The organism is Arcicella sp. GW458-12-2-14-TSB2, from assembly GCF_059423785.1.
In genome coordinates, this window is sequence record NZ_JBWKYN010000172.1 from 1 (window position 1) to 13,077 (window position 13,077).

Annotated in this window: 14 protein-coding genes; 11 read left to right on the top strand and 3 right to left on the bottom strand. The window is 34.3% G+C overall.

The window, feature by feature from the left end:
• Positions 1-94 precede the first annotated feature (94 nt).
• On the bottom strand, positions 95-1,216 hold the full coding sequence (locus AC07XN_RS19665) for a DUF2891 domain-containing protein (RefSeq protein ID WP_494744273.1): 1,122 nt from the start codon (positions 1,214-1,216) through the stop codon (positions 95-97).
• 284 nt (positions 1,217-1,500) lie between these two features.
• On the opposite strand from AC07XN_RS19665, the gene yiaA reads away from it, so the two are divergent.
• From yiaA to AC07XN_RS19710, 9 genes are all read left to right on the top strand, one after another.
• On the top strand, positions 1,501-1,899 hold the full coding sequence (gene yiaA, locus AC07XN_RS19670; RefSeq protein WP_309924142.1) for an inner membrane protein YiaA: 399 nt from the start codon (positions 1,501-1,503) through the stop codon (positions 1,897-1,899).
• An 84-nt stretch (positions 1,900-1,983) separates the two neighbouring features.
• The gene (locus AC07XN_RS19675) at positions 1,984-2,598 is read left to right on the top strand and encodes an HD domain-containing protein (RefSeq protein WP_494744274.1); all 615 of its coding nucleotides are present in this window, start codon (positions 1,984-1,986) and stop codon (positions 2,596-2,598) included.
• 26 nt (positions 2,599-2,624) lie between these two features.
• A complete protein-coding gene (locus AC07XN_RS19680; protein ID WP_494744275.1) occupies positions 2,625-3,416 on the top strand; it encodes a carboxylesterase family protein in 792 nt (263 codons plus the stop codon).
• A gap of 168 nt (positions 3,417-3,584) precedes the next feature.
• On the top strand, positions 3,585-4,487 hold the full coding sequence (gene bla, locus AC07XN_RS19685; protein WP_494744276.1) for a class A beta-lactamase, subclass A2: 903 nt from the start codon (positions 3,585-3,587) through the stop codon (positions 4,485-4,487).
• Between the two features lie 8 nt (positions 4,488-4,495).
• Positions 4,496-4,999: a 2'-5' RNA ligase family protein gene (locus AC07XN_RS19690; RefSeq protein WP_494744277.1), complete on the top strand. Its 504-nt coding sequence runs from the start codon at positions 4,496-4,498 to the stop codon at positions 4,997-4,999.
• A 4-nt stretch (positions 5,000-5,003) separates the two neighbouring features.
• Positions 5,004-5,885, top strand: coding sequence for a DMT family transporter (locus AC07XN_RS19695; RefSeq protein WP_494744278.1), 882 nt, complete (start codon positions 5,004-5,006; stop codon positions 5,883-5,885).
• Positions 5,886-5,988: 103 nt separating this feature from the next.
• Positions 5,989-6,795 carry an SDR family oxidoreductase gene (locus AC07XN_RS19700; protein ID WP_494744279.1) on the top strand — a complete coding sequence of 269 codons (807 nt, stop codon included), beginning with the start codon at positions 5,989-5,991 and terminating at the stop codon, positions 6,793-6,795.
• Positions 6,796-6,937: 142 nt separating this feature from the next.
• Entirely contained in the window at positions 6,938-7,855 is a 918-nt protein-coding gene (locus tag AC07XN_RS19705) for a helix-turn-helix domain-containing protein (protein ID WP_494744280.1), read from the top strand.
• 4 nt (positions 7,856-7,859) lie between these two features.
• The gene (locus AC07XN_RS19710) at positions 7,860-8,411 is read left to right on the top strand and encodes a DNA-3-methyladenine glycosylase I (RefSeq protein WP_494744281.1); all 552 of its coding nucleotides are present in this window, start codon (positions 7,860-7,862) and stop codon (positions 8,409-8,411) included.
• 50 nt (positions 8,412-8,461) lie between these two features.
• On the opposite strand, the gene AC07XN_RS19715 is transcribed toward AC07XN_RS19710, so the two are convergent.
• Both AC07XN_RS19715 and AC07XN_RS19720 read right to left on the bottom strand, forming a co-directional pair.
• Positions 8,462-9,598, bottom strand: coding sequence for a hypothetical protein (locus AC07XN_RS19715; protein WP_494744282.1), 1,137 nt, complete (start codon positions 9,596-9,598; stop codon positions 8,462-8,464).
• Between the two features lie 168 nt (positions 9,599-9,766).
• A complete protein-coding gene (locus AC07XN_RS19720; protein ID WP_494744283.1) occupies positions 9,767-10,537 on the bottom strand; it encodes an SDR family NAD(P)-dependent oxidoreductase in 771 nt (256 codons plus the stop codon).
• Positions 10,538-11,103: 566 nt separating this feature from the next.
• Between AC07XN_RS19720 and namA the strand changes: the two genes are divergently transcribed.
• Positions 11,104-12,174 (top strand): NADPH dehydrogenase NamA, encoded by a 1,071-nt coding sequence (gene namA / locus AC07XN_RS19725; RefSeq protein ID WP_494744284.1) that lies wholly within the window; start codon positions 11,104-11,106, stop codon positions 12,172-12,174.
• 231 nt (positions 12,175-12,405) lie between these two features.
• Positions 12,406-12,993 (top strand): hypothetical protein, encoded by a 588-nt coding sequence (locus AC07XN_RS19730; RefSeq protein WP_494744285.1) that lies wholly within the window; start codon positions 12,406-12,408, stop codon positions 12,991-12,993.
• The last annotated feature ends 84 nt before the right edge of the window (positions 12,994-13,077 follow it).

Below are 13,077 nucleotides of genomic sequence, written 5' to 3' on the forward strand. Positions count from 1 at the left end.
TGGTAGAACTACCAATGATGAAAAGATAATTCATAACCAAAATCCTAACTATTTTGGTTGAAAGGCAAAGTAAAAATTATGTAAAACACAATCCCTAATTACTCCCCTCCAAACTCAAAGCATACATTGCAAATGACCCTAACCAATGGTCGCCTCCATAATTGCCATTTGCAATGTTGGGTAAGGTTTTTTGTAAAAATGTAGTAGCCTTTTCTTGAAATTGTTTCTTGCGTAAGTCTGTAGTGGGTAATTGCTTGGCTATGCCTAATAAACACCAAGCTTTGCTTAGTGCCAAGCCATCTAAATGTACAATCTGATAATCAGAACGGTCGCTTACAATGGGTAATTGCAATACATTTTTAAGCCCTTCTGCTGTGTAAAATTGATTGAACCATTTTTGAAATGCTTGTGGCGTTAATACTCTGCGCATCAAATCTGCAATTTCCAAACTGGGTGATAGGAAGTCAGTTCCGTCTGGCTCAAGGGTAGCTGCAACAGCTTTATTAGTGAGATAATAATCTTTGCTTCGTTGTACTAATAATTGCTCAAAGGATGTATTTTTAGTGGTACGAGCCCAATCTAACGCGAAAACCATCCCAAAGGCCGTATTAGGGTGTACACCTGTTCGATTAGGATAGGTTTGTTTAGGTAAGTATTCCGTCCATTTTTGTACAATTACTTGCGTCAATGGTTGTAAGCTTTTATGCCAACGTTTAGCCATTGGGGTATCCCAAGTCAATAATTCTTCGTCTAATTTGAGCAACCAAGCCCAACCGTAGGTGCGTTCAAAGCCTTTTGCAAGTTTATATTGGCTAAAGTAATCTGCTTCTTTTTGTAGATTTTCTGCTAAAAAACTGTTTTCTAATACCGCAATGATTTGCTGTGTTTCGGGTAAATTGGGGTAAGTCTTCAATATCTTTACCAACATCCAATGCCCATGAACGGAAGAATGCCAATCTAAACAACCATAAAAGGCTGGATGCAATTGTTTCGGACTTAGTGTTACTTCTTGTGCCGTTTCTATCGTATGATTGGGTTTGTTGGGATATTCTGTTTGAATACAATGTAGGGGGAGGTTTGCTAAAAATGAAGCTCCCTCGGCACTTAGTCCTACTTTTCTACCATCTTTTGATACCGTTAAATATTGATTTTGTTGTCCGTAAACTGATAATCTGCAAGCTAACAACGCAGTGAGTAATACATTTTTGATAATCATTGGTAAGGGTTTTAATTGTTGATTGGTTTATACTATTTTTGAATAAACATTGATAAAGTGTTATTAGAAAGGTATCGATACTATTTCTATTTTGCAAAAATTTTAATCATAAAGTAACCATTGCGACTAAAATATAAGAAAACAATAACCATATCATCCTTAAGATTTTGCACTAATACTGCTCCCCAATAATTTCTATCATCATTGATATAGATTTTGTCGAATTTTATTTTATGTTTGTAAATAGTAAATAGATTTTTCAAACGAATTAAACCACAAAATCAATGTATCAAAAACCGTCAGCTGCTTTTATCGGAGCATCATGGGTTGCCTTAGGCACAGGAATGGTAGGCTTTCTTATAGGACTTTGGAGATCGGAGATGTTACTTAATGAGATAGGATATTATTTCACCGTATTGATGTACGGACTTTTCTCTGTTATTTCTGTTCAAAAAAGTGTTCGTGACCGACTAGAAGGCGTTCCCGTTACTGATATTTACTATGGGCTGAGCTGGTTCTCTACTATTTTATCAATCCTCCTCTTAGTCGTTGGACTTTGGAATGCTACTTTGTTACCAAGCGAAAAAGGCTTTTATGCATTTGCTTTTTTACTCTCTATTTTTGGAGCCATTGCTGTTCAAAAAAATACCAGAGATTCTTTGAATGCTGAGAAGAAAGACTAATACAAGATTAAAATCGTAATAAATTCAATAATAATAACACTGTAGAGACACAGTGTTATTATTGTTTTATAATCCTCTAATTCTATGCTTCAAGAAACGTTTATCTTATTATTGACAAAGTATTCAAACAACCATGAGCTTATCAATGAGTTATGGTTGGAAATTGAGAAGCACTATTCAAGCAAAAAAAGATATTACCATACATTACAGCATCTTGATAACTTATTAATACAACTTAATAAAGTAAAAAAGAGCATTCAAGATTGGGATACTGTGCTATTCTCCCTTTATTATCATGATATCATTTACAATGCTTTAAAATCAGATAATGAAGAAAAAAGTGCTGAATTAGCTGCTAATAGCATGCAACAACTTGCTATTCCAGCTCAGATGATTGACGCTTGTAAACAGCAGATTTTAGCAACAAAAAGCCACTTGGTGAATCAACAACCTGATACCAATTATTTCACAGATGCTGACCTTTCTGTACTTGGACAAGACTGGGAAATCTATTTTGAATATTGTCAAAATGTAAGAAAGGAATATTCTTATTATCCCAATTTAATTTACAATGCTGGACGTAAAAAGGTACTAAAGCATTTTTTAGCAATGGAAAGCATTTATAAAACTGATTATTTCTTCAACGAATTTGAAAAACAAGCAAAACAAAACCTCATGAATGAATTAGAATTACTTTAATATTATAAACGACCTATCCTCTTATTATGACATCGACTAAAACCTATATTATTTTATTTATTTGCCTTGCTCTATTCGCAGTTTCTTGCTCAACAACTAAATCACAATTTGGAGTCAGTACCATTGATATTAGCACCGATACTACTCAATCAAAACAAGAAATTGCGAGAATTAGAAGTTTAGAAAACGAACTCTTTGATACAAGTACATTTATTGGCAAAGAAAATATTACCATAAAATATCGTCTATTTAACCCTAAATCTACTGACAAGTTACCATTAGTTATTGTATTCCATAGTGCAGGACGCCCCATAGGTGACGACAATAAAGCTCAGCTCGGAGTATTAGCCAAGCTTTGGGTACTTCCCGAAATTCAAAAGAAATATCCAGCTTATGTTTTAGCACCCCAGTTCTCTACCCGTTCATCAGATTATGCTTTAGATAAGCATCGAAATATCCTTACATCAACGCCTCGGAACAACTTACATACTGCTTTGCAATTGATAGACTCTCTAAAACAAAGTCTTAATATTGACACCACTAGAATATACGTGGTAGGGTTTTCTATGGGAGGCTCAACGGTGATTAATGCACTGTCTGCCAGACCAACATTATTTGCCGCTGGCGTTAGTATTGCAGGAATCCCACAGTTTGATAATAATGAGGAATTATCAAAAATTCCTATTTGGTTAATTCACGGTATTGATGATACGGAAAATCCTATCGATAGCGACGACATCTTTTATAAGGAGATTAGCAGTAACCATAAAACTAGATTTTGGAGACTTCCACAAACTACACACGACAATTTTTTTTAAGAAAAATCTTAGGAAAAACAATACCTAAGTGGTTGTTTAGACAAAGGAAAAAATAAAAATTTTCTGATATTGTACAAGTTGTAGTCGTGTCGTAACTTCAACTAATCATTACATTTTAGGCTTATACAACAATCAAACACTCTTTTAGCTCCTTATTTTAACAAAATCATGAACAAAATATTTTTTATTACTTTACTCTTGTGTTCATCTTTTACGGATACTGTGTTTGCCCAGACAGGTGCTTTAAAAACGAAAATTGAGCAAATTCTCCAAACAAAAAAAGCTACAGTAGGGCTAGCTGTTTATGGCCTTGAAGACAAGGATACATTAAGCATTCATAATACCACGCATTTCCCGATGCAAAGTGTCTTTAAATTTCATATTGCTTTGGCGGTTTTGAATGAAGTTGATAAAGGACGCTTCAGTTTAACCCAAAATATTTTTATCAAAAAAAGTGATTTATTACCCGACACATGGAGTCCGCTGAGAGAAGATTATCCTAATGGCAATATAAATGTTTCTTTAGCTAAAATTCTTGGTTATACTGTCTCTCAAAGTGATAATAATGGGTGTGATATATTGCTCCGACTTATCGGGGGAGAAAAGGTAGCTAATCGATACCTCCACAGTATTGGGATAAAAGATGTAGCAATCGTGGCAAACGAAGAAGCCATGCATAAAGATTGGGATGTACAGTTTTTGAACTGGACTACCCCACAAGCGACCATCTCATTGCTTAAAAAGTTTTATGAAAGAAAAATGCTGTCTCAGAAAAGTCATGATTTTTTATGGAAAATCATGGTTGAAACTTCAACGGGTAAAAACAGAATTAAAGCTCAGTTACCCTCAGGAACAATAGTGGCTCATAAAACAGGAACATCTGGCACTAATCAAGCAGGAATAACTTCCGCAATCAACGATATAGGCATTGTAACTTTACCAAACGGCAAACATTTTGCTATTTGTTTTTATGTAGCAAACTCTTGGGAGAATGAAGCAACTAATGAAAAGATTATAGCAGACATTTCTAAACTGACATGGGATTACTTTGTGGGTAAAACTAAAAAATAAGCTTCACGATGAGCAAAACCCGCAGACAATTAACACTTTTTATTGATGAACCTTTGGCTAAAGCTATTGAAGATATTCGTAAAACGTTTAATCCAAAGCAATATGCATTAATCAAAAGTCATGTAACGCTTTGTAGAGAAGATGAAATCGAAGAAATTGGAAAAGTAATACAAAATTTGTACAACCTAAATCATAACTATGTTACTATATCCTTTGATTCAGCCATTAGATTTGCACAAGCAAAAGGTGTTTTGATTCCTGCAAAAAGTGACAATGAGCAATTCCATCAATTAAGGAGCATTGTTTTACGAGGGATAATTGATAGTCCTAGGCAACACGACCCTCACATTACTTTAATACATCCCAGAAATGGTATTTGTACCGATAGTATATTTGAAGAAATAAAAAAGACTAAGCTTCCTACTAAATTGATATTCAAAGAAATTAGCCTGATAGAACAAACCGAAGGTCAAGTATGGAGGATCTTAAAAACCTTTGCATTAAAAGGATAAAATAATGAAAAAAATATTAGCTGGTCTATTCTTTGCAGCCCTTTGGGGCTCTGGCTCAGTTGCTACAAAAATAGGTTTAAAAGTTGCTCAACCACTTTTATTAATCACTACTCGTTTCTTTATTGCCGCATTGATAATGTTGGCAGTATCATTACTCATTAATAAAACACGTTTCCCCAAACAGCATGAATGGCTTCCGCTAATAATATGTGGAGTGTTGAGTATGGCTATTTATCCAAGTGCCTTTGTTTTTGCGATGAAACACGTTACAGCAGGCATTGGTACATTGGGTAGTGCCGCTTGTCCACTTATAATAAGTGTTTTAAATGCTGTGTGGTTACGACAAAAAATCACTTGGAATATCTGGGCAGGGCTTTTTATAGGCGTAGGTGGCGTAGCTATCGCTATTTATCCTTTATTATTAAAAGCCTATGCTACCCCTTTCGGAGTAATGTTATTAACATTCAGTATGTTGTGCTATTCAGTAGGAACGGTTTATTATCAAAGCATCAACTGGACATTACCTCGATTAAGCATCAATGGTTGGCAAGTATTATTCGGAGGATTGGTATTACTACCTTTTACTACTTATTTTTATGAAGCAAGTCTCAATACTATTGATATAAAATTTTGGATTTCCATTCTTTGGCTAGTGATTCCTGTTTCTATTTTAGCTATCCAACTTTGGTTATTCTTATTAAAAGTTGAACCTACACGGGCTTCACTATGGTTGTTTTTATGCCCTATTTTTGGCTTTTTATATGCATCCCTACTTACTGACGAGCCTATTACTATTTATACCGTAATTGGGACAATTTTAGTAATTGTAGGTTTGTATTTAGGTAAGAAAGAAAATATAGCCCCTAAAGATACAGAAGAGAATTAGGCTATTTTACCTCTCCTCCATTTTGGCTACATCATTTTCCAATTCGGCTACATTCCGTCAATGACATCTGATGAAATTTGTATTCAATTTTAAACATAAGAAAATGAAGACAATATTCATCACGGGAGCCTCAGCAGGTTTAGGAAAAGCCACAGCCAAACTATTTCAAGCAAAAGGATGGCAAGTAATTGCCACCATGCGAAACCCCGAAAAAGAAACAGAATTATCGCTATTAGAAAACGTAATCTTATTACCTTTAGATGTTATCAATCCGACCCAAATCAACGCGACTGTACAAAAAGCTATCCAATTAGCCAACATTGATGTCGTTTTCAATAATGCAGGCTATGGCTTAGTAGGTGCTTTGGAAGCTTATTCTGACGAACAAATTACTACCCAAATTGAAACTAATTTGGTGGGTGTTCTTAGAGTAACTAAGGCATTTATTCCTTATTTTAAAGAAAAGCAAGAAGGTCTTTTTATCACTACTACTTCTATTTGTGGGTTATCATCCAATCCGTTATCGTGTGTGTATAATGCCACAAAATGGGCATTGGAAGGTTGGAGCGAAAGTATTTCTTATGACTTAGCCCTCTTTAATATTGGTATTAAAACAGTAGCACCAGGGGGTATCAAAAGTAATTTCATGAATGTCATGCAGGTATCTTCAGATGAAAGTTATGATCGTTTAAACAACCGAATGACGGAACTATTTACCGATGGTACTTTAATGGAATTTACAGAGGCAACCCTCATTGCGGAGGTGGTTTATGAAGCTGCAACTGATGGTAAAGACCAATTGCGTTATCTTGCTGGCAATGATGCTAAAAGAACTTATCAACAACGATTAATCCAAGGAACGGAAGCATTTAGGATTGGTATGAAAAAATTACTACATCTACAGTCTTAGGTAAAAGTTATGAATTTCGAATGATTAATTGTGAATACAAATCGCTGATATACACTATTTAAATCATCGTGAAAACGTCATTTATTTACCTACGGCTACTTAATCATTTTGTTACATTTGTATTATTTTAATTCTTTGCAAAATGAAAAGAGAAATTGGTTTACCTACTGTGTTTAATTCTATCTCTGACCTCCACAAAGCCTTGGGGTTTCCTAAGCCTTTGCACCCGTTAATTAGTTTGGTTGACTATAGTGATATAAAAATAGCTCCTGACCAATTACCAACTTCTTTGTTACTGAATTTCTATAAAATATCTTATAAAACTAACTTGCAAGGAAAAGTAAAATATGGGCAACATTATTATGATTTTGATGAAGGTGGTTTATCTTTTGTTTCACCCAATCAGTTAATATCAGGCAATGAATCAGAGAAAGATTATGCTGGCTATACGTTGCTTATTCATCCAGATTTTATCAGGCATTATCCATTAGGAAAAAGCATTAAAAACTTCGGTTTCTTTTCCTATTCAGTCAATGAAGCACTTTTTCTTTCAGAAAAGGAAAAGCATACAATCATTGCGGTTTTTAAAAATATAGAACAAGAATTAACGGTTACCATAGATGATTTTAGTCAGGATGTAATGATAGCCCACATTGAAGTATTATTAAATTATAGTAATCGTTTTTATAAAAGGCAATTTATCACAAGAAAGGCGGTTAATAATGACTTACTAGCCCAATTAGAAAGTTTATTGAATGATTATTTCAATCATAAAACGGGTATTGAACATGGCTTACCTACTGTTCAATACCTCTCTGAAAAATTAAATGTATCTTCACGCTATTTAAGCGATATGTTGCGTGCATTAACGGGTCAGAATGCACAACAGCATATTCACCATCATTTGATTGAAAAAGCAAAAGAGATATTATCGACTAGTAATCTGACAGTGGCGGAAGTAGCCTATCAGTTGGGGTTTGAACATCCACAGTCGTTTAATAAAATATTCAAACAAAAAACTAACCTTACACCGATTGCTTTTAAGCAATCATTCAACTAATACTATGTCATATTGTAATGCAATAGAATTTATGTCGGAAGATAGAAAAGCTTTACACAAAGCCTATCACGACAAACTATATGGTTTCCCTATACACGATGATAACGAGCTATTTTGTCGACTAGTGCTTGAAATAAATCAGGCAGGATTGAGTTGGGAAACTGTTTTAAAAAAAGAAGCCTCTTTCAGAAAGGCTTATGATAATTTTAATATCGAAATTGTAGCGACCTATACAGAAGCTGACCGCGAAAGACTATTGGCGGATGCAGGAATTATTCGCAATCGCCTAAAAATAAATGCTGCCATAGAAAATGCCAAAACGATTTTAGTACTTCAAAAAGAATATGGTTCATTCGAAAAATGGTTGGAACACCACCATCCAAAAACAAAAGAAGAATGGGTAAAAATATTTAAGAAGACTTTTAAATTCACAGGTGGCGAGATTGTCAATGAATTTCTAATGAGTACTGGATATTTAATAGGCGCCCATTCCGAAAATTGTGCTATTCATCAAAAGATAATTGAGTCTAAACCAATGTGGTTAAAAACGATTTAAAGATTATATCGCAGAGATTTTTATAATATTCTCTGCATCCTGCTTTCTCATTATGGATGGTTTACTAAACTGGCTACAATATCTTGAATGGGAATAAATATTACTTTCTCAAGCATGATATAGAAAAACGAAGGTCTTAATTCATAATGGCCGTAGAATACAATATTAGGAATAGCAACACACGCAATCAGGCAATAAATAGTGATTTTACTTATTTCTTCTTTATTCACAAATTTATTAAGCTGGCTTAATACCAGTAAAAACAATGGGAAAAGGAAAGAAATACCCCTTGTTTGGTCAGCAACAACAAAAGCAGCCGCAGAAAAAACCAAGCATACGATTAAATAAAAAGGAATCTTTTTCAATCTAACTATCAGTAGAAAAACAAATAGCCATAACCCTTTGAATGTAAAGATGAATATACTGAAAAAAGAATGCTGACCCAACAAGTAGCCAAGGCTAAAGTCGTCTGGCAAGCTTGTTTTAAAGTTTGGCAGACTTAACAGCGTGTATTTTCCAATAAAATAGCCAATCACCGCCAATGGAACGGCACCATATATCATCAGCTTTTTGTTTTTTTGGTCTTGTAAAAACCACCAAAACCATACGGCTGGTACGGTTATAATCAATGTTCGTTCATTGGCAAAAATGGCACAGAACAAGCTAAAAGCAACGATAATTGGTTGGGTGCTATAAATTGAGATTAATATAAACAAGAAGGCAAAGGTATCTGCATGACCGAAGGTATCGCCTGTGGCAGTATTACTGAAATAACAATACGTACAAGCGATACAAAACAAGGCAGTATTGATAATGTGTCCTTTGTTTATTCGATACACTAATTTTACCAAAAGAAGCTGAAAAATAAAACTTATCAGTAATTGGATAAGATACATTTGCTTAGTGTTACTGATAGAAAGAAGTTTCATAATAACAGGTACCGTCAGCCTCAATGCCCTATTATAGCCATATAACACATTCCCTAAATAATCATTATTAGTAATATCCTTTGCTTGCATCAACATTACTCCCCACAAGCCTGTGTGTAAATCTCCTGTGTTAACAGGCGGATTTAATTGTACTGTCCAAACAAATAAAAAAAAGCTAAATACAATCCACCATATTGTTTTATTATGAAGTGTGTTTGATTTCACCTCTTCTATAAGTCTTGTAATGTTTTCTTGCATGCTTTATTTATTTCTAGGATTTTAGATTGTATCTATCAATTTTGGCAAAAATAGCTCATTTCCTGTTATGAAGCATACGTGTCTATCAATTAGTTTTAGGTGAAGAGGTAATTAAAAAAATAGTCTAAACCTTAGGCTTAGACTATTTATAACAATGAACTCATCTATTTACTGCTCTGTATAATGGAAAGTAAGTCCGCCATCCACATAATAAGTAGAGCCTGTTACATATTTTGCATCATCAGATGCTAAAAATGCTACTACTCCTGCTACATCTTCGGGCTCACCCAAACGGCGTAATGAAATATTGTTTTGTAGTATTCCTAGCAATTCTGGCTTGCTCAATAAATCTGCATTTATCGGTGTACGAATAGCACCGGGAGCCACATTGTTAATTCTAACATTCATAGGGCCTAATTCAACCGCTAAATTCCTCATGACCATTTGCATGGCTCCTTTGCTGGCACAATAAGCCGTGAAATTCGGGAAAGGTAACTCTTCGTGTACAGAACTATTATTCACAATTACACCCACTACGTTGTTTTCTCTCATATAACGCACAAACGCTTGTGTCAGGAAAAACATACCTTTCAAGTTGATATTCATTACTGTATCATAGTCTTTTTCGGTTACGTCCCAGAAAGGTGCATTAATCTCTACGCCTGCATTGTTCACCAAAATATCTAGTTTCCCAAATACCTCCACACTTTCTTTAATCATGGCATATACTACTTCCACTTTCGAAATATCACTTTGTATAAAATGTACCTTTGCTCCTGTGGCTTCTATTTGTCGCTTGGTTTCGGCTACGTGCTCATCATCGTTTCTGCTATTAATTACTACGTTTGCTCCTTCTTGTGCAAAGCGAACGGCTATCGCCCGACCAATCCCTTTACTACTACCTGTTATTAAAGCTACTTTCCCTGAGAATCTTGACATGGTATTTTGTAAGTTTAGTTGATATAATTTTAAAATAAACTGCTTGTATTTTCATAAAAATAGTCAAAATCCTTCGTTAAAAAACATATTTCCATATTAGGATTAAATTTTAATCTTGTATTTTCATAAAATAAAATCAGTACTTATTTAACGAATTTTATTTTGAAAAATTTAAAGCACTATTTTCAAGGCGTAGGATTCTCGGAAGAAGATTTAGAGCTTATCATGAATTCTTTTAGCTTAAAAGAATTCAAAAAGATGAATATTTTATCGAAGAAAACAAAATAAGTAAACACTTAGGGTTTATTGCCTCTGCTTTGCAGTTAATGAAGGTAATGCCCAAACAGAATTATTTGCGACAGTCATTCCTACTTTTCCAGTAGTTACGTTGGCAGGATTTATCGGAAGTACACTATGGTTGATTTGGTAAATAATTATTGGGTTTAAGTTTTTGAAGATTAAACTTTAGTCGAATTTCAACGATAATTTGAACTATGAAACACAATTGAACATTATGATTAAAGAGTTTCATACTCATTCATCATTCTAAAACCGTTCAATTACTTATGTCACAATTATTTAGTTCGATAAAAATTAAGGAGCTTACTTTAAAGAATCGTATCGTCGTTTCTCCGATGTGCCAGTATTCGTCCATAGATGGTTTTGCAAACGATTGGCACTTTGTCCATTTAGGTAGTAGAGCCGTTGGTGGAGCAGGGTTAGTCATTACTGAAGCAGCCGCTACTTCACCAGAAGGCAGAATTTCACCCGATGATTTAGGCATTTGGAAAGATGAACATATAGAAGGCCTACAGAGAATAACGACCTTCATCAAAGCAAATGGTGCAGAAGCAGGTATTCAGTTAGCCCATGCTGGCAGAAAAGCAAGCACTGCCTCGCAATGGAAAGGAAGTAAATTGGTGCCGATAGAAGAGGGTGGTTGGCAAGTAGTAGCACCAAGCGAAATTCCTTTTAATGATGCTTATGGATTACCCAAAGCCTTGACACAAGCTGAAATTCAACAAATTGTAATAGATTTTAAAAATGCTGCCGAAAGGGCTTTGAAAGCAGGATTTAGCGTTGTTGAAATTCATGCGGCACATGGTTATTTGATTCACCAGTTTTTATCACCATTGAGTAATCAACGTACAGACGAATACGGAGGAAGTTTTGAGAATAGAATACATTTTTTGTTGGAAGTCGTTGAAGCCGTAAAAACTGTTTGGCCAGATACTTTACCTTTATTCGTAAGAATTTCGGCTACAGAATGGGCAGAAGGAGGTTGGAATCAAGAGGATGCTATCAAGCTTTCAGGCATTCTTAAAAATGTGGGTATTGATTTAATCGATTGCTCAACAGGGGGAAATATCCATACTGCTAAAATTCCAGTAGGCCCTGCTTATCAAGTGACTTTTGCTGAAAATATCAAAAAACAAACGGGAATTCTTACAGGTGCAGTAGGTTTGTTAACTAGTTCGACTCAGATAGAATCAATCCTTGTAACAGGTCAAGCTGATTTAATCTTTTTAGCACGTGAATTACTCCGTGACCCATATTTCCCATTAAGAGCAGCGGCGGAATTAGGACAAAAAGATGTACAATGGCCCGTACAATATGAGAGAGGAAAATTTAGATAATAGTAGAACGAGTTTTCAACTCGTTAAAAATCTGATGTTGTTCTCACAAAAAAATTGTTGATGAGAACAGTGCCAGATTAATATCTTCTTACTCAAAATAAGACCATTTTAACAGTAATAAATAATAGCTACAATATGAAGAAAGTCATTTTACACTTTGTCATAATAGTCTTCAGTTTATCCTGTAAACAGGACTACAAAAAGTGTGAATTTAAGCACTCTAATATTGAAATGGCAGTATATAATGACATTCTTATTGAATTAACTGAACATCATTTTTATTATAGATTTTTGGGTAAAGAGGGTGAGGCAATAATGGCTAAAAATTATAACCCATCTATAGATTCTCTACAATTAGCGAATCACATAATGGAAGTTCAAAACAAACTTTTTGGAGATACTTTAAGGTTTCGTACTATCTATTTATATGATACTCTTAATCGGGATTTCGACTTTAACAATTATAAAATTAGTAGTAACATTACTATTCAGCTAGATAAATTTTCAAAGGAGTTTTCAACTAATAAAGCATACCTATTAGAGATTATTAATCAACCTAAATTAAACTATAATGCTGAAAGTTTTCATTCTTGTACTTTTAAAGTAAAGTCTATCCGTGATTTCAAAGTAAAAGATCTAGATACCGAAATTGGGATTATTAGCTTTTCCAAAATTGTCTTTAATCATAATAAAAACGAAGCTATTCTTATTTGTAATTACTATGGGGGAGGATTGAGTGGCAAAGGGTATTTTTTACATGTAAAAAATATAACTAATTATTGGAAGATTGTAGATTATCATAAAACATGGACTTCATAAATATTATTAAACATGAGTCATCCCGAATTTTGGGCAAAATTTGTCCACAAGATATTGTGAATGGCTATTCTTATTCTGTAAATC